Below are 16,814 nucleotides of genomic sequence, written 5' to 3' on the forward strand. Positions count from 1 at the left end.
ACGTGTTTCGAAATAGCGCCGGGGCAGACGATTTCGCAATTTTGTGCCGCAGCCCAGCGCCTTTTCGGCGAATCCAGCGCGGGGGAAGTGCCAGACTGCTCATAAGACAAGGCCAGAAGCCCCGAACTTCCGGGTTTTTGAAAAGGCCGATGCCCCGGACAGCACGGAATTTTGTTCTGTTCAGCACCATGCAATTCGGCCGCGCGCAGAGGAGAGCCAGTCTTGGCCAGGGGCTTTAGCGAATTCAAATACATGACCTTCGACGTCGTCGGCACGCTGATTGACTTCGAAGGTGGCATCACGACCTGCTTGGCCGGGATTGCCGCCGACGCTGGCGTTTCCGTCGATGGCGAAGCCGCGCTGGCCCTGTATCGGCAGGCCCGCTACATGCCCGATGCGGGCCTGTTCCCCGACGATCTCGTACGTGTCTACATGGTCATCGCGCCGCAACTCGGCCTGCCGGTCGAGGAGAAATATGGCGTGCGCCTACGCGACTCCGCCAGCGCCTGGCAAGGTTTCCCCGACAGCGCTGCGGCATTGGCCGAGCTTGCGAAATCGCACAAGCTGATTGCCATGACTAATGCCCGGCGTTGGGCGCTTGACCATTTCGAGAAGCGGCTCGGATCGCCCTTCTTCGCCACCTTCACCGCCGACGATACCGGAACGGAGAAACCGGATCCGGCGTTCTTCCAGAAGATCTTCGATTTCGTCGCCTCCCGGGGTGACAGCAAGGACGACATCCTGCACGTCGCGCAGAGCCAGTATCACGATATCGGCATATCCCGGGCGCTTGGCTTGACCAATTGCTGGATCGAACGCCGGCACGCCCAGAAGGGCTATGGCGGCACGATTGAGCCGGAGCGCTTCACCGCGCCGGACTACCACTTCACCTCAATGGCCGCATTGGCGGCGGCCGTGCGGGAAAGCCTGAAGGAACGAATCTGAGCCCAAGCCCGGAAAGCCGCGACAAGACGAGCATCCCGACCAAACAACCAGAAAGGGGAATACCATGACCGACAAGATCACGAACTGGACCAGCGCAGACGATGCCATGGTCGAAAACGCCATCCGCCGGGGCGCGAGCCGCCGCGAACTTCTCAAGATGCTGTTGGCCGGCGGCGCCGCGATTGCCGCGGGCAGCCTGGTGCTCGGCCGCGCCACCAATGCCGTCGCCGCCGAGCCGGTTTCCGGCGGAACTTTCAAGGCCGCCGGCTGGTCGTCATCGACCGCCGACACGCTCGATCCGGCAAAGGCGTCGCTCTCCACCGACTATGTCCGCTGCTGCTCGCTCTACAACCGCCTGACTTTCCTCGACAAGGGTGGCGTCACGCAGATGGAGCTCGCCGAGAGCTTCGACAGCAAGGACGCCAAGACCTGGACCGTGAAGCTGCGCAAGGGCGTCACGTTCCACGACGGCAAGGACCTCACGGCCGACGACGTCGTCTTCTCGCTGAAGCGTCATCTTGATCCGGCGGTCGGCTCCAAGGTTGCCAAGATCGCCGCACAGATGACCGGCTTCAAGGCGGTCGACAAGTCGACCGTGGAAATCACGCTCGCCGACCCGAATGCCGACCTGCCGACCATCCTGGCGCTGCACCATTTCATGATCGTCCAGGACGGCACCACGGACTTCTCCAAGGGCAAAGGCACCGGCGCCTTTGTGCTGCAAACTTTCGAACCGGGCGTGCGTTCGGTGGTCACCAAGAACAAGAACTACTGGAAGTCGGGCAAGCCCTATCTCGACTCCTTCGAGTTCATCGCCATCAGCGACGACAGCGCCCGCGTCAACGCCCTGCTTTCCGGCGACATCAATTTTGCGGCCTCGATCAATCCGCGTGCGATGAAGCTCATCGGCGGCCAGCAGGGCTTCGAATTGTCGAAGACGACTTCGGGCAACTACACCGACCTCAACATCCGGCTCGACATGGATCCGGGCAGCAAGGCCGACTTCGTGGCGGGCATGAAGTATCTCGTCAACCGCGAGCAGATCGTCAAATCGGCATTGCGCGGCCTCGGCGAAATCGGCAACGACCAGCCTGTCTCGCCGGCGAATATCTTCCACAATCCCGACGTCAAGCCGAAGGCTTTCGACCCGGACAAGGCGAAGTTCCACTTCCAGAAGGCCGGCCTGCTCGGCCAGTCCATCCCGGTGATCGCCTCCGACGCCGCCACCTCGTCGATCGACATGGCGGTGATCATCCAGGCCGCCGGCGCGGATATCGGCATGAAGCTCGACGTCCAGCGTGTCCCGGCCGACGGCTACTGGGACAATTACTGGCTCAAGGCGCCAATCCATTTCGGCAACATCAATCCGCGCCCGACGCCGGACATCCTGTTCTCGCTCCTCTACGCTTCCAACGCGCCGTGGAACGAAAGCCAGTACAAGTCCGAGAAGTTCGACAAGATGCTCATCGAGGCGCGCGGCTCGCTCGACCAGGCCAAGCGCAAGGAGATCTACGGCCAGATGCAGGCTATGGTCTCCGAGGACGCCGGCACCATCATCCCGGCCTACATTTCCAACGTCGACGCCCTCTCCAGCAAGGTGAAGGGTTTGGAAGCGAACCCGCTCGGTGGCATGATGGGCTATGCAATGGCGGAATATCTCTGGCTCGAAGCCTGAGAGAAGCCAGCCGGGGGCCGGTCAGCCAGCCCCCGGCACTTCATTGCGCAAGATTGCTTGGCCGAACAACCGCAGGGAGCGCTTCCATGACGTCTGGGGTTCTCAACCTCGTGCTGAAGCGGCTGGGGATCGCGGCCGTCACGCTTTTGATCGTGCTGTTCGCTGTCTTCTTCGCCACCAGCATGCTGCCAGGAGACACCGCATCGATCCTGCTTGGCCAGGCGGCGACTCCGGAAGCGGTCGCCGGCCTGCGCGAGGCCATGCATCTCAACGATCCGGCGATCCTGCGCTTTCTGCTCTGGCTTGTGGGACTGCTCCACGGCGACCTCGGCACCTCCTATGCCAATGAGATGCCGGTCGCGACGCTGATCGGCGGACGCCTGGTCAACACCATGAAACTCGCGGGCATCACTACGCTGCTCTCGGTGCCATTGGCGCTGACGCTCGGCATCACCGCCGCCATGCTACGAGGGTCCGTCTATGACCGCACCGTCACCATCCTGTCGATCGGCATCATCTCCGTACCGGAATTCATGGTCGCGACACTCGCGGTCCTGCTCTTCGCCGTTTATCTCAAATGGCTGCCGGCGCTGTCCTCGGTCAACGAAGCGCATTCGCTGACTGACCTCGTGCGCATCTATGCAATGCCGGTGATCACGCTCACCTTCGTCATCTCCGCCCAGATGATCCGCATGACGCGCGCCGCGGTGATCGAAACGCTTTCCACGCCTTACGTGGAGATGGCGCTTCTGAAAGGCGCCTCGCGCGGCCGCATGGTGCTGAGGCACGCGCTTCCCAACGCTCTCGGCCCGATAGTGAACGCGGTCGCGCTCTCGCTGTCCTATCTGGTCGGCGGCGTCATCATCGTCGAGACGATCTTCAACTATCCCGGCATCGCCAAGCTGATGGTCGATGCCGTCGCCACCCGCGACCTGCCGCTTATCCAGAGCTGCGCGATGATCTTCTGCCTTGGCTATCTCTTCCTCATCACCGCAGCCGACATCGTCGCCATCATGTCCAACCCGAGGCTCAGATGACGATAGCGCGCGCGACAACCTCCCGACGGTCCTTCCTGGGTCACAGCTACAGCCTGGTCGGCGTCTTGGCCGCACTGGTCATCCTGGCCTGGACGCTCATCGCGATCCTGGCGCCCTACGCCATTCCCCATTCGATCGGCGACATTGTCGACGACGACTATTTCGGCCCGATGCGCCAGGGACTGTGGCTCGGCTCGGACTATCTTGGGCGCGATATGCTCTCGCGGGTTCTGATGGGCGCCCGCTACACGGTCGGCATATCGCTCGCCGCCGTCTCCATCGCCTGTTTTTCAGGTGTCGTTCTGGGGATGATCGCGGCCGTCACCGGTGGCTGGCTCGACACCTGCCTCAGCCGCTTCCTGGACGCCATGAACTCCATTCCCAGCAAGCTGTTCGGCCTTGTTGTCGTCGCCGCGGTCGGCTCGTCGATCCCGGTGCTGATCCTGACACTCGCCGTCATCTATATCCCCGGCGCTTACCGCTTCGCGCGCGCGCTCGCCGTCAACATCAACACCATGGACTTCATCACCGTCGCCCGCGTCCGTGGCGAGAGCACCGTCTACCTCATCGGCTCCGAGATCCTGCCCAACATCATCCGCCCGGTGCTTGCCGACTTCGGCCTGCGCTTCGTCTTCATCGTGCTGTTGCTTTCTGGCCTGTCCTTCCTGGGGCTCGGCCTCCAGCCTCCGCTCGCCGACTGGGGCGCGCTGGTGCGCGAGAACATCGGCGCCCTGCCCTTCGCGGCCCCCGCCGTCATCGTGCCGTCGCTGGCAATCGCCAGCCTCACCATCAGCGTCAACCTGCTGATCGACAACCTGCCGCAGAAGATCAGGGACCGGGACGCATGAGCAATCTCGTCGAGGTCAGAAACCTGAGGATCGAGGCGAAGACCGACTCCGGACGGCTTGTCGAAATCATCAAGGGCGTCAGCTTCGACATCGCCGACGGCGAGATCGTTGCCCTGATCGGCGAGAGCGGCTCCGGCAAGACGACGGTAGCGCTCTCGCTCATGGGCTATGCGCGGCCCGGCTGCCGGATCGTCGGCGGCGAAATCAACGTCAACGGCAAGAACATGGTTGCCCTTTCCGAAAAGGAACGCGCCAGGCTGCGCGGCACCGACATTGCCTATGTTCCGCAAAGTGCCGCCGCCTCGTTCAACCCCTCCTCCACGATCATGGAGCAGGTCATCGAGGTCACGCGCATCCACAAGCTGATGCCACCCGAGCAGGCGCGCCAGCGCGCGGTCGAGCTGTTCCGGGCCTTGTCGTTACCAGATCCGGAAGGGATCGGCGCGCGTTATCCGCACCAGGTTTCGGGCGGGCAATTGCAGCGGCTTGCCGCGGCCATGGCGCTCATCGGCGATCCCAAGCTGATGATCTTCGACGAGCCGACGACAGCACTCGACGTGACGACGCAGATCGACGTGCTGAAGGCATTCAAGTCGGTCATGCGGGCGGGCGGGATAGCGGGTGTTTATGTTTCCCACGACCTCGCGGTCGTCGCCCAGATCGCCGATCGCATCGTGGTGCTGAAAGGCGGCGAAGTGCAGGAGACCGGCACCACGGCGGCAATCCTTTCGGCCGCCCAGCACCCCTACACGCGCGAACTGCTGGCCGCCTTCGAACCGAAGCCGCGGCAAGCACATGCAGACGCGGACGCCGGAACGAAACAGCTGCTGCGTATCGACAATGTGACAGCCGGCTATGGCGCGGTGCGGGATGACGGACTGCCACTTATCCGCGCTGTCGATTCTGTCAGCCTCGTTGTCGAGAAAGGGCGCAATCTCGGCATCATCGGCGAATCCGGTTGCGGAAAATCGACGCTGGCGCGCGTCATCGCCGGCATCCATCCGGCGGCCGCCGGTGACATCGTCTTCGACGGTGAGGAACTGCAGCGTGCCGCCAGGAAACGCAGCCAGAACCAACTGCGCGAGATGCAGATTGTTTTCCAATATGCCGATACCGCGCTCAATCCGGCCAAGCCGGTGGAGGACATCATCTCCCGCCCGCTGGCCTTCTATCACCGGCTCGACAGGCAGGCGCGCTCGAAGCGCGTCGACGAACTGCTCGACATGGTGCGCCTGCCCAAGACGCTGCGCTATCGTCACCCATCGGAGCTCTCGGGCGGCCAGAAGCAGCGCGTGAACTTCGCGCGTGCGCTGGCGGCCGACCCCAAGCTCATCATCTGCGACGAAATCACCTCGGCGCTCGACACGGTGGTGGCGTCCGCCGTGATCGAGTTGCTCAAGGAACTTCAGCGCGAGCTAGGCCTCTCCTACATCTTCATCAGCCACGACCTCTCCGTAGTCGAGGCCATCTGCGACGAGATTATGGTCATGTACAATGGCGAGCGGGTGGAGCAGATCACGCCCGACAAGCTGACGGCGCCCACCCACCCCTATTCCAAGCTTCTGTTCTCTTCGGTGCCGAAGCTTGACCCGACCTGGCTCGACGGCCTCGTCCGCGACCCCGAACTCGTCAGCCAGTACGGCCACCGATAGAGCGGTTCGCCATTTCACGGAAACCGCGAAACGCTCTATCTCTTTCCTTTCTGCCGCAATTCCAAAGGGAAAGCGTTGCGCGCTTTTCCCGGAAAAACCGCTTCACACTTTTCCTGGAATTGCTCTGACTACATCGGAAACAGGCTGGGTAGCGGCATGTGCGCCTTGACGATGGGGGATTTCAGCACCACGAAGCTGAAATACTTGTCGATGCCGATATCCATGTCGGTCAGCCGCTCCATGATCGTCTGATACTCACTAATGCCGGAGGTCACGAATTTCATCAGATAGTCGTAGCCGCCCGACACAAGATGGCATTCGATGACCTGCTCGATCTTCTCCACGACAGCGAGAAAGCGGGCGAAGTCAATCTGACGATGGTTCTTCAAGGTGATTTCGGTGAACACAGTCAGCGTCTGGCCAAGCTTGCCGATATTGATCTGAGCGGAATAGCCTTCGATGTAGCCTTCCGACTGCAGTTTCTTGACCCGCATCAGGCACGGGCTCGGCGACAGATGCACCAGATCGGCCAGTTCCACATTGGTGATGCGGCCGTTCTTCTGCAATTCGTGAAGAATTCTGATGTCGATCCGATCCAGTTTCACGGCCGTCTCCGAAGAACGCATGCCGCAGCACAAAATGCTGCCCTGCCAACAACCATTGACACTACCACAGCCCGCTGGCCTGTCCATCCGAACGGATACCCGCTGAATGGCAGGGACTCCCGATTCCGATGGCGCTTCCAGAATAAAATACTGCTTCGGCCTCAACTGCAGCAGCGGCTGCCTGCGCAAAGCACTAGATTGTAGCGTCAATGTAGAGAAGACCATGCCCGCGCCACTGCAGCAAATCGAGACATCCGGCGAACTACCAAGGTCCGCTGACGCGGTGGTGATCGGCGGTGGCATCGTGGGGGCTTTCGCAGCTTACTATCTGGCGAGGCGCGGCGTGCAGGTTGCGCTTGTCGAAAAGGGACGCATCGGCGCCGAGCAATCCAGCAGGAACTGGGGATGGTGCCGCCAGCAGAACCGCGATGCCCGCGAGCTGCCGATGGCGATGCGAAGCCTCGATCTTTGGGAGCGTTTTGCCGCGGACGCCGGCGAGGATACCGGCTTCCGACGCTGCGGCTTACTCTATCTTAGCAATGACGAGGCGGAACTGGCCGGCTGGGCGCGCTGGCGTGACTTCGCCCGCACGGCCGGTGTCACCACACATATGCTCGACAGCGCCGAGGCCAGTGAGCGAGGCCACGCCACGGGCCGGACCTGGAAGGGCGGCGTCTTCTCGCCAGCCGACGGCATCGCCGATCCATCGCAGGCTGCGCCCGCCGTCGCCCGCGCCATCCTTAAGCTCGGGAGCAGCGTGCACCAGAATTGCGCCGCGCGCGGCATTGAGACCGAGGGCGGGCGCGTGAGCGCCGTGGTTACGGAGAGCGGAACGATCCGAACCAAGGCGGTCGTCCTGGCTGGCGGCGCCTGGGCCTCCTCGTTTTGCCATCAGTTCGGTTTCCGCTTTCCGCAGGTGTCGGTCCGCTCCTCCATCCTGTCGGTTTCGCCGGGCGCAGAGGGCCTGCCGGATGCGCTTCACACGGCAACGATCTCGGCCACGCGTCGCAGCGGCGGCGGCTACACGCTCGCCATAAGCGGACGCGGCCGCGTAGACTTGACGCCGCAGCAGCTGCGTTTCTCGTCGCAATTCCTGCCGATGTTCCTGAGGCGGTGGCGAAGCATCGCACCCGGCGGGCTGGAAGGCATGCGTTCGGGCCACGAAACGCTACGGCGCTGGCGGCTCGACCGGCCGACGCCTATGGAGCGGATGCGCATCCTCGACCCGGCTCCGGACCAGGCGACGATCCGCTTGACCCACGCCCGCGCGCTTGAGCTGCTGCCGGCACTGCGCCAAACCAGGATCAGCGCGACCTGGGCCGGCTACGTCGACAGCACACCGGACGGCGTGCCTGCCATTGGCGAAATCCAGACCATTCCGGGTTTCTTCCTGGCTGCCGGATTTTCGGGACACGGCTTCGGCATCGGGCCCGGCGCCGGGCATCTCGTCGCCGATCTGGTGACCGGGTCGGAGCCGATCGTCGACCCGACATCCTATGATCCCAGGCGCTTCGACGCTTCGGCCTGGGGCAAGGTCGCCGATTTCTAGCATCTGATCCTCGTCATGCGCGGCCTCCGCAATTGCATCAGCCGTTGCGCAGAAAGGCGCCAATAGGCACCGGCCGGACAGGCGCCTGCCCGCGAAACCGGCCGACAGCGTCGGGCATGCAGCCGGCTTGCGCCGCCACGAGTTCGGCGGCGGCCAATTGGCAATAGCGCCCCTGGCAGCGCCCCATACCGACGCGCGACAGCGACTTCACCCTGTTGGCTTCGCCGCCACCGAAAGTCACGCTCTCTCGTATGTCTCCGGCACTCACGTTCTCGCAGCGGCAGACGATCGTGTCGTCGGGGAGTGCCCGCGCCATCGCTGCCGGCCAGGGAAAGGCCCGAGCCAGGCCGCGGGCAAAGCGCTCGAGCCGCGCGAGCTTGTGCAGATCGGCGCCGGCGGAGGGCGACGGATGTCCGAGATCGACAAGGCATGCCGCCGCAGCGAGACGCCCAGCGATCTCAGCGCCGTCCGCGCCAAGAAGACGTACCCCATCGCCCGCAAGATAGACGCCGTTGCCGGCACGACCCATCCGGTCGGTCTTTGGCAGCCATTGCCGCCACTGTTCGTCATAGGTGAAGCCGCATCCCGCGAGGTCGGCCAGATGCGTTTCCGCCCGCAGGTGCCAGCCCATGCCGATCATGTCGCATGGGGTGAGGCGCTGCCTTCCGCCGGCGTCGCGCCAGCGCATCGCTGACACGCCCTTCCCGTCGGCCTCGATCCGTTCGAGCGTCACGCCCGCGTGGTAGCGGCCGCCGAGCCTCGCCCGCAGGGCCAGACCGCGCAGTGCGACGAACGGGCGGGCGGCAAGCTGCCAGAGCCCTCGCATCTGCTGATGCCAGGGAGAAGTGTCCAGCACCGTCGCCACATCAGCTCCAGCCTTGACGAGTTGGGCGCCGACCAGCGTCAGCAAAGGCCCCGACCCGATCAGCACAATGCGCCGCCCAAGCGCCACGCCCTGCGCCTTCAGCGCGATCTGCGCCGCGCCAAGGCTGTAGACGCCGGCGCTCTGCCAGCCCGGCACCGGAGCGACGCGGTCGGACGCGCCGGTGGCAAGGATCAGGCGGTCATGGAAGACTACCTGCACACCGCCCTCCCCCAGCACGTGCAGTCGCCCCTCCTGCGCAGCGATAACTGAACTCGCTGCGCAATGGGTAAGCCGCCCGTCTTTGGCCAGCCGGTCGAACAGCGCATGCAGCGCGTCCGCCTTCGCCGCCTCCGACCCGTAGAGCTGCTTCGCGGTGCGGGTGAACCCGGTGGGCGGGCGGCGATAGATCTGTCCGCCTGCGCGCTGCCCTTCGTCGATCACCACCGGGTGGAGCCCGGCCTCCACAAGCGTCGCGGCGGCCCTTATGCCAGCCGGACCGGCGCCCACGATCACGATCCGCGGCGGCATGGTCCCGCTCACGGCCAGCTCTCCGGTGGCATCGTGCGCAACCGCATACCTTGGCTGACAAATGTCGAGCACGCCCGCAGGCGCGGTCCCTCGTCCTGCCATACCCAGCAATCCTGGCAGGCTCCCATCAGGCAGAAGCCGGCGCGCGGCTCGGCTCCGAACTCGGATTTTCGCAACGCGTGTCCTGATGCCAGCATGGCGGTCAACACGGTGTCGCCCGCAAGGGCGCCGCACACCTGCCCGTCGAGAAAGAAATGCACCACTGCGCGGTCGCGCTCGGCCAGCCGGACGATGCGGCCGGCGGTGATCATTCCGCTGCCTCTCGCACGGTGGGAGGACGGGGCAGTTCGGGGAACCGTTCGCAGACCGCATCGAACGCCGCCTGGACGCCTTCCGGTCCCGAGCGCCCCTTCATGCGACGGAAGATCTCCGTCTTGGCGAAAAATCGCCAGTGGATCGGCAAGTCCCGCAGAATGGCGGTCAGCAGGTCATAGGCGGCCGGCGTCCACTGCGCTTCGTAGCCATCGCGCTCCGGACCGAAATGAAAATGGCCGGCGGCTGGCCCCTGCCGCGCGCGCAGTCTTTCCGTCGCCTGCACGTCGACCAAGCCGTCGCGGATGACGACCCCATAGTCGCGCTCGGCAGCCGTTGGCGAGACATAGCCCCGCCGCACGTCCTGCGCGACGCGCCAGGGCTCGCGCTTGCGCGGATCGCCGCGCCCGCCGCCTCCGGCGGAGCGGATATCGAGCACGTCGCCAGGCTGCAGCACCGCGGTGTCGATGTTGCCCAGCCGCCGCTCGTGCTCGGTCCCTGGATTGACGACCATGTCCGATAGGCCGGCCGCCTTGCCGCCCAGCACGCCCCACGGACGAAAGAAGCTGCGATCGCGGTTGCGCGCCGTGATCCTGGAGTCGGGGGCGAAGACACGGAAGGCCATCTCGGTCGCCAGGCCGCCGCGCCAGCGCCCTGCACCGCCGCTGTCCCTGGCGAGCCCGTATTTCACGAACTCGACCGGGGTCTCGGTCTCGGTGATCTCGATCGGCGTGTTTTTGAGATAGGCGGCATCGGCGCCCGACCCGTTGGTTCCGTCGCGATGCGGCATCGCGCCACCGCCGCCCACCACGGGATTCACCGCCGTGATGACAGTCTTGCTCGTCCGCTCGTCCGTGGTCATGACATTGACGATGCAGTTGTTGCCGGCAGGTGCTGCGGGCAGGCGCTCCGGCACGGCTTGCGAGAAGGCGCCGAAGATGACCGACCGCAGCCGGGCGCAGGTGAGCGAGCGCATGCCCACCGCGGCGGGATGGACCGGATTGAGCACCGAACCTTCGGGCGTAATGCAGGTGAACGGCCTGGTGAGGCCCGTATTGAGCAGGAGCTTCGGGTTGAGCGTGTAAAGCACGTAATAGACGCCCACCAGCAGCATGGTGTGTCGCGGGTCGCCGCCTGAAGGCACATTGAGCGAGGAGCCGAGCTGCGGATCGGAGCCCGTGAAGTCGAGCACCGCCTCGTCGCCTTTGATCGTCAGGGTCAGCTTCAGCCTGCAGGGATTGGCCTCGACCGAATCCTCGTCAGCATAATCGGCGAACTGCCATGTGCCGTCGGGCATGGCGCGCAGCATGTCGCGCGCCTGCGCCTCCGCATGGTCGAGAAGCGCGGAAACGCCTTCGATGAAGCCGGCCTTGCCGAACTTCCGCACCATCGCCTGGATCTTGCGTTCACCGGTGTTGAGCGCGCCGACCAGCGCCTTGATGTCGCCGATGTTGAGGTCGGGCTTGCGCACATTGGTGCTCATGATCCGCACGATCGTTTCATCGAAGACGCCCTCGTTCACCAGCTTCATGGGCGGGAAGCGGATGCCTTCCTGATGGATTTCGGTCAGCGCCCGGCTGAGCGAAGCCGGCACCGCGCCACCCATGTCGGTGTTGTGGATGTGCCCTCCGGTCCAGGCGACGATCTCGCCGTCGACGAAGACCGGCTTCCACAGATGCGTGTCGGGCGCGTGCGTGGCGACGTGGCCGGAATAGGGATCGTTGGTGAACGCAACGTCCCCCGGCCGGTAGTCGTCGACCATCGCGATCGCGCGGTGATATGAAAGCCCGGGATACCAGGTGGCGCCGAGTTCCATCGGCACGGCGAAGGTCGCGCCTGAACGATCCATCAGCATCACCGTAAAATCCTGCGTCTCCTTGACGAAGGCGGAGTGCGCGGTGCGGTGCAGCGTATGGGCCATGTTCTCGGCGGCCGCGCGGGCGTGGTTCGCCAGAACCTGAAGGTTTGTCCGGTCAAACATGGCTTTACTCCGGGAAGGTCAGCAAAAGGTTGAGGTGACGGTCGACCCTTGCTTGTGCTCCCGCGGGAATGGCGAAGGTGGTGTCTTCCTGCACGACCACGGCAGGACCGTGGAACGTGCTGCCGGATACGAGGGCCTGCCGATCGTAGAGGTCGACGGTCTCGACGCTCAGGCCGGTGTAGACCGGGAGCCGACGCGCTGGGATGGCCGAGCCGCCGATCTCGTCGATCTCCGGGAAGGAGAGCTTCGGCCCCGCGCCTACGGCGGATAGCCGGACATTAACAAGCTCTATCTCGCCGTCCGGGTCGTGGAAATCGTAGAGCTGCTGATGGGTGAGGTGGAAGGCCTGTGCGATGGCGGCCGCATTCCCGTCCGTCAGCCATTCCGGCTGAAGGACGACCTCGATTTCATAACTTTGTCCGAGATAGCGCATGTCGCAGGAGAGGTTGAGCTCCGCCTCCCCGTCATGACCTTGCTCCGCAAGCCAGTCGCGCCCCTCTTGCGCGAGAGCCTCGAAAGTCTCGCGAATTCCGGGGAGCGACGTACCCGATAGGGGGCTGAAGATCGTGCGAATGAAGTCTCCGCGCAGATCAGCCACCAGCCCGCCCAGCGCCGACACCACGCCAGGGCGGCGGGGCGCAATGACGCGCCTCATCCCGAGTTCGCGGGCGAGGAAGGCGCCGAGCATGGGGCCGCCGCCGCCGAAGGGCATCAGCGTGAAATCGCGCAAGTCGACGCCGGCGCGCGAGGTGAGTTTCTCGACCTCGACGAACATTTCCGACACCGCGATGTCGAGGATCGCCTGCGCGGTCTGCTCGATCGGGCGGCCAAGCCGGGCGGCAAGGTCGCCGACCGCGCGATGCGCCAGTCCGGTATCGATTCTGAGCTGGCCGTAGGCCATCTCGCTGTGGCCAAGCCATCCGCATGCCACCATGGCGTCCGTTACCGTCGCCCGCTCGCCACCCCGGCCGTAGCATGCCGGTCCTGGCGTCGAACCTGCCGACTCCGGTCCGACGCGCAGCACCCCTTGCACGTCGACACTGGCGATCGAGCCGCCGCCGACGCCGATCGAGCTCACCGACACGGAAGGGATATGCAGTGGAAATTCGCCGATCAGTTCGCCGGTTCCGAATTGCGCCTCGCCGCCGATGATGAGCGCGAAGTCGGCCGAGGTTCCGCCAATGTCGAGAGTAAGAATCTTGTCTTCGCCTGCCTGGCGCGCCAGCCACGAGGCGCCGATGACGCCAGAGGCCGTTCCCGACAAGAGCATGTTCACGCAGGCACGCTTGCCTTCGGCAGCGTTCATCAGCCCACCGTTCGACTTCGTCAGCATCGGGCGGGCCGGCACGCCGCGGTCCTTCAGCCGCTCTTCCAGCGCCGTCAGATAGCCCGAGACGCGCGGATGGACATAGCCGTTGAGAATGGCGGTCGAGCTGCGCTCGTATTCGCGGATGACCGGCCACACCTCAGCCGAGGAGAAGACGAAGAGGTCTGGCGCGAGACGCGCGATCGTCGCCTTGACGGCGGCCTCCTGCGCGGCATTGCGCCATGAATGGAGGAAGGAGACGATGATCCCCTGCGCCCCATTCGTTTTCGCCGCCGCCACCGCCCTGGCCACCGCCGCCATGTCCGGTGCCTTGGATTCGCTTCCATCGGCACGCATGCGAACCGGAATGCCGAACACCATGTCGCGAGAGATCAGCGGGTCCGGGCGCGAGCAGAACAGCGAATACATGTCCGGCATTCGCAGCCGCGCGAGTTCGATCACGTCCTCGAAGCCCGCATTGGTGAACAGCGCCAGCGGCGCGCCCTTGCGCTGGATGATCGTGTTGATGCCGACGGTGGTGCCGTGCACGAAGCGCGTCATGAGCGTAGGATCAAAACCTTCGCGTTCGGCCAGAAGGGTGAGGCCGGTCATCAGCTCGGCACCTGGATCTTCCGGCGTCGTCAGCACTTTCAGCGAGGCGACCCGACCGGAACGGGCTTCGAGCGCGCAGAAATCGATGAATGTCCCGCCAATATCGACGCCGACCTTCCAGTCGGCCCCGTTTTGCGCTGCATCCGCCGCGATGGCACTGTCCATGATGCGTCCCTTCCTGTCTGCCAAACGCAAAACTGGCATGACTGGACGGTGGGGGTCCAAGATGGATGAGAGGCAAGGATATAAGTCTTGCTTATGCTTTGGTGCGATGTTCGCCGAGGATCGCGGAACAGGCCGCGCGGATTTGGTCGCGCATCATCTCATCTGCCCGCGAAAGAGCCCGTGTGCGCGAGGTCAGCAGCGCGATCGGAAATTCCGGCCCCGCCGCGAGCGGCCTGACGGCAAGCCCGGCAAACTGGTGCCACGGCAGCAACGCATCGACGAGTGCAATGCCTAGACCGGCCTGGACGAAGCCGACGGCGGAGATCGACACGTCGATTTCGATCGACGCCGAAAGCGTGACGCCCTGTGCGCGGGCCGCATGGGCCAGTTCGTCGGCAGGACGGGTGTTTCCGCGATAGGTTATCAATTCTTCGCCGACGAGATCGGCGAGCGCCAGCTCGGTTTTCCCGGCCAACACATGCCCGGCAGGCAGCAGACATGAAAAGCCGACGCTGCCGATCACTTCCGCCTCGATATCGGGAGGCAGGCGGTCGTCCATGGCCACGCCGAGGCTTGCATCGCCGGCGCGCAGCATGTCGATAATCGCGGCAATCGGCGCCACATGGGAACGCAGCAAAATGTTGGGATGCTGCGCCCGGAATCCGGTGAACGCGCGCGGCAATATCGCCATGGCCGGCGGCGGCGAAGCCGCGACCCGCACCAGCCCAGTTCGGCCCAGACGCAGGTCGGTGGTCTTGCGGCGCAAGCCTTCAAGCCCCGCCGACAACCTCTCGGCATCTGGAAAGATCTCGAGCGCCTCCGGAGTCGGTCGCAGCCGGCCTTTGACCCGCTCGAACAGGGTGAAGCCGAGTTCGTCCTCGGCGTGAAGCAGGATCTGGCTCAACGCAGGCTGGGAGATGTTCAGCATCCGCGCCGCGGCGGTCACGGTGCCCGCGCGCATGACGGCGATGAACACTTCGAGCTGCCGGGCCCGCATGGCCACTCCATAGGTAAAGCTTATGGCTTCTGTCCAAACCCATCTTTGACGCAATGCCGGGGCACCGACAAGATGGATACATCCAAGGAAGCAGCTGCTCTACGCTAAGGAACGACTATGGATGTGATCGTGCTGGGCGGCGGCCTGATGGGGACGGCTTCGGCCTATTTCCTCGCCAGGCGCGGGGCGCGCGTGACGCTTATCGAGCGCAACCGGATCGGCACCGGAGCAACGGTCGCTTCCTTTGGCAACATCCGGCGTACGGGGCGTCATCTGTCCCAGCTTCCGCTGGCCCATCGCTCGCTCAGGCTGTGGGGCGAGGCCGAGAAGATGCTTGGCCGCGACGTGGAATTCCGCGCTACCGGCCATATCCGGCTGATCTTCGATGAAGATAGCCTCGCCGACATGCGGGCCTACGCCAAGGCGGCGCGCCCCGAGGGGCTTGAACTGGAGGAACTCGGTCCACGCGAGATTCGTGCCCGCTTTCCCGGCCTCGGTCCCGAAGCGATCGCTGCGTCGTTCTCTCCGCAAGATGGCAGCGGCAATCCGCGGCTGATCGCGCCTGCCTTTGCCGAGGCAGCCCGCAAGCTCGGTGCGGAGATCATCGAAAGAGCGGAGGTCGAGAAGATCACTCACACGGGCTCCGGTTTCCTTGTCGCGGGTTCGAAAGGCAAATTCGCCGCGGGCTGCCTGCTCAATACCGCCGGAGCCTGGGGCGCGCGCATCGCCGCGCAGTTTGGCGAAGAGGTCCCGCTGGACGCCTATGGCCCGCAGATGGGCGTGACCGAGCCGCTGCCGCATCGGATCCTGCCAGTCGTCGGCATCTGGACGCGCGACAAGGACTATGGCGCCTATCTGCGCCAGGTCGAGCGCGGCAACATCGTCTTCGGCGGAGCGGCCGAAAGAGTAGCGGTGGAGCTTGACCCAGGCCACGCGGCCGCCGACCCTATGCGCCTGCCCATGCAACTGCGCGCCGTCGCGCGGCTGCTGCCGGCGATCGCGCAGGCTACGGTCATCCGCACCTGGTCCGGTTGCGAGGGCTATGTCAGGGACATGCTGCCGGTCATGGGACGCTCGGCGACGACGCCAGGCCTGTTCCACGCCTTCGGCTTCAGCGGACACGGCTTCCAGCTTGGTCCGGGCGTGGGCGACGCCATGGCCGAACTCATCACGACCGACCGTTGCGAAACGCCGCTCGACGACTTCAGGGTCGATCGCTTCGCCCGTGCTGCCTGAACGAGCAGAAAAAGAACGGAGGCGTAGCGAGATTTGGGCGTGGCGTCGGAGCTCGGTCCTAGCCACTCTCACACACTCGCTGCGAGTGCCTTCCAACGGGAGGCAGGAACTCTTCCCGACTGAGCCGCCTCATCGTGACAAAGAGAGTACTGTCAGGTGCACACGGTTGGCCATCAAGGCGTCAAATACCGCCGCCCGCAACGCGGAAGTGCTCTCGCCGTAGTTCGCGTCTCCCGTTCGGTCCTTTCTGACCCGCCGATTTGCACCATTGGCGCGACGTTCCAACTGCGCATATTTCAAGCCACGCCATCGACCTTGTTCAGGAACAGGCGAAGCTGCTGCGGGTCCATATGCACGACGTGCCTGTCTTCGGGATAGGCGAGGCTGTTGACGTCTGCGACATATTCCGAGAACGCGGCGATGCGCTCCGCCTGCAAGCGATCATATTCGGCGGCGAAATTGCGATAGACCTTGGAGTGACGAGGCATGTGACCACGGTTC

At 64.5% G+C, this 16,814-nt stretch carries 13 protein-coding genes and 1 pseudogene; 7 read left to right on the top strand and 7 right to left on the bottom strand.

Annotated elements, in window-relative coordinates; all coding sequences use genetic code 11:
- The first annotated feature begins 252 nt into the window (after positions 1–252).
- The 5 genes from AC1DVW_RS14105 to AC1DVW_RS14125 all read left to right on the top strand — a co-directional run bounded on the left by AC1DVW_RS14105 (position 253) and on the right by AC1DVW_RS14125 (position 6,157).
- Positions 253–945: an HAD-IA family hydrolase gene (locus AC1DVW_RS14105; protein WP_477323813.1), complete on the top strand. Its 693-nt coding sequence runs from the start codon at positions 253–255 to the stop codon at positions 943–945.
- A 64-nt stretch (positions 946–1,009) separates the two neighbouring features.
- The gene (locus AC1DVW_RS14110) at positions 1,010–2,620 is read left to right on the top strand and encodes an ABC transporter substrate-binding protein (RefSeq protein WP_477323772.1); all 1,611 of its coding nucleotides are present in this window, start codon (positions 1,010–1,012) and stop codon (positions 2,618–2,620) included.
- Positions 2,621–2,706: 86 nt separating this feature from the next.
- Complete coding sequence (locus AC1DVW_RS14115) at positions 2,707–3,657, top strand: ABC transporter permease (protein ID WP_477244106.1); 951 nt, start codon at positions 2,707–2,709, stop codon at positions 3,655–3,657.
- Positions 3,654–4,505 (top strand): ABC transporter permease, encoded by an 852-nt coding sequence (locus AC1DVW_RS14120; RefSeq protein WP_477323773.1) that lies wholly within the window; start codon positions 3,654–3,656, stop codon positions 4,503–4,505. Before AC1DVW_RS14115 ends, AC1DVW_RS14120 begins: the two co-directional genes overlap by 4 nt.
- Complete coding sequence (locus AC1DVW_RS14125; protein WP_477323774.1) at positions 4,502–6,157, top strand: ABC transporter ATP-binding protein; 1,656 nt, start codon at positions 4,502–4,504, stop codon at positions 6,155–6,157. The genes AC1DVW_RS14120 and AC1DVW_RS14125 overlap by 4 nt, the downstream gene beginning before the upstream one ends.
- Before the next feature lie 128 nt (positions 6,158–6,285).
- Here the strand turns inward: AC1DVW_RS14125 and AC1DVW_RS14130 are convergent, their stop codons facing one another.
- Positions 6,286–6,762, bottom strand: a complete 477-nt coding sequence (locus tag AC1DVW_RS14130) for an Lrp/AsnC family transcriptional regulator (protein WP_107648477.1) — start codon at positions 6,760–6,762, stop codon at positions 6,286–6,288.
- A 223-nt stretch (positions 6,763–6,985) separates the two neighbouring features.
- Between AC1DVW_RS14130 and AC1DVW_RS14135 the strand changes: the two genes are divergently transcribed.
- Positions 6,986–8,311, top strand: a complete 1,326-nt coding sequence (locus tag AC1DVW_RS14135) for an NAD(P)/FAD-dependent oxidoreductase (RefSeq protein WP_477323776.1) — start codon at positions 6,986–6,988, stop codon at positions 8,309–8,311.
- 37 nt (positions 8,312–8,348) lie between these two features.
- Here AC1DVW_RS14135 and AC1DVW_RS14140 read toward each other — a convergent pair whose 3' ends face one another.
- From AC1DVW_RS14140 to AC1DVW_RS14160, 5 genes are all read right to left on the bottom strand, one after another.
- A complete protein-coding gene (locus AC1DVW_RS14140; RefSeq protein ID WP_477323815.1) occupies positions 8,349–9,704 on the bottom strand; it encodes an FAD/NAD(P)-dependent oxidoreductase in 1,356 nt (451 codons plus the stop codon).
- An 8-nt stretch (positions 9,705–9,712) separates the two neighbouring features.
- Positions 9,713–10,015, bottom strand: a complete 303-nt coding sequence (locus AC1DVW_RS14145; protein ID WP_477323777.1) for a (2Fe-2S)-binding protein — start codon at positions 10,013–10,015, stop codon at positions 9,713–9,715.
- Positions 10,012–11,997 (bottom strand): hydantoinase B/oxoprolinase family protein, encoded by a 1,986-nt coding sequence (locus tag AC1DVW_RS14150; RefSeq protein ID WP_477323779.1) that lies wholly within the window; start codon positions 11,995–11,997, stop codon positions 10,012–10,014. The genes AC1DVW_RS14145 and AC1DVW_RS14150 overlap by 4 nt, the downstream gene beginning before the upstream one ends.
- Positions 11,998–12,001: 4 nt before the next feature.
- Positions 12,002–14,080, bottom strand: a complete 2,079-nt coding sequence (locus AC1DVW_RS14155; protein ID WP_477323781.1) for a hydantoinase/oxoprolinase family protein — start codon at positions 14,078–14,080, stop codon at positions 12,002–12,004.
- Between the two features lie 91 nt (positions 14,081–14,171).
- Positions 14,172–15,077, bottom strand: a complete 906-nt coding sequence (locus AC1DVW_RS14160; protein ID WP_477323783.1) for a LysR family transcriptional regulator — start codon at positions 15,075–15,077, stop codon at positions 14,172–14,174.
- 117 nt (positions 15,078–15,194) lie between these two features.
- Here AC1DVW_RS14160 and AC1DVW_RS14165 point away from each other — a divergent pair, with 117 nt between their 5' ends.
- Positions 15,195–16,313 carry an NAD(P)/FAD-dependent oxidoreductase gene (locus tag AC1DVW_RS14165; protein ID WP_477323785.1) on the top strand — a complete coding sequence of 373 codons (1,119 nt, stop codon included), beginning with the start codon at positions 15,195–15,197 and terminating at the stop codon, positions 16,311–16,313.
- 296 nt (positions 16,314–16,609) lie between these two features.
- Here AC1DVW_RS14165 and AC1DVW_RS14170 read toward each other — a convergent pair.
- Positions 16,610–16,814 (bottom strand): annotated as a pseudogene (locus AC1DVW_RS14170) (3-methyl-2-oxobutanoate hydroxymethyltransferase); the annotation flags it as partial.

This window comes from Mesorhizobium sp. P3_B5 (genome assembly GCF_056402815.1).

Bases quoted from the DNA above. Each gene is read 5' to 3' on its own strand.
- AC1DVW_RS14140 (WP_477323815.1), bottom strand. From the start codon at position 9,704: ATGCCGCCGCGGATCGTGATCGTGGGCGCCGGTCCGGCTGGCATAAGG.
- AC1DVW_RS14125 (WP_477323774.1), top strand. From the start codon at position 4,502: ATGAGCAATCTCGTCGAGGTCAGAAACCTGAGGATCGAGGCGAAGACC.
- AC1DVW_RS14165 (WP_477323785.1), top strand. From the start codon at position 15,195: ATGGATGTGATCGTGCTGGGCGGCGGCCTGATGGGGACGGCTTCGGCC.
- AC1DVW_RS14120 (WP_477323773.1), top strand. From the start codon at position 3,654: ATGACGATAGCGCGCGCGACAACCTCCCGACGGTCCTTCCTGGGTCAC.
- AC1DVW_RS14155 (WP_477323781.1), bottom strand. From the start codon at position 14,080: ATGGACAGTGCCATCGCGGCGGATGCAGCGCAAAACGGGGCCGACTGG.
- AC1DVW_RS14115 (WP_477244106.1), top strand. From the start codon at position 2,707: ATGACGTCTGGGGTTCTCAACCTCGTGCTGAAGCGGCTGGGGATCGCG.
- AC1DVW_RS14150 (WP_477323779.1), bottom strand. From the start codon at position 11,997: ATGTTTGACCGGACAAACCTTCAGGTTCTGGCGAACCACGCCCGCGCG.
- AC1DVW_RS14145 (WP_477323777.1), bottom strand. From the start codon at position 10,015: ATGATCACCGCCGGCCGCATCGTCCGGCTGGCCGAGCGCGACCGCGCA.
- AC1DVW_RS14105 (WP_477323813.1), top strand. From the start codon at position 253: ATGACCTTCGACGTCGTCGGCACGCTGATTGACTTCGAAGGTGGCATC.
- AC1DVW_RS14135 (WP_477323776.1), top strand. From the start codon at position 6,986: ATGCCCGCGCCACTGCAGCAAATCGAGACATCCGGCGAACTACCAAGG.
- AC1DVW_RS14160 (WP_477323783.1), bottom strand. From the start codon at position 15,077: ATGCGGGCCCGGCAGCTCGAAGTGTTCATCGCCGTCATGCGCGCGGGC.
- AC1DVW_RS14110 (WP_477323772.1), top strand. From the start codon at position 1,010: ATGACCGACAAGATCACGAACTGGACCAGCGCAGACGATGCCATGGTC.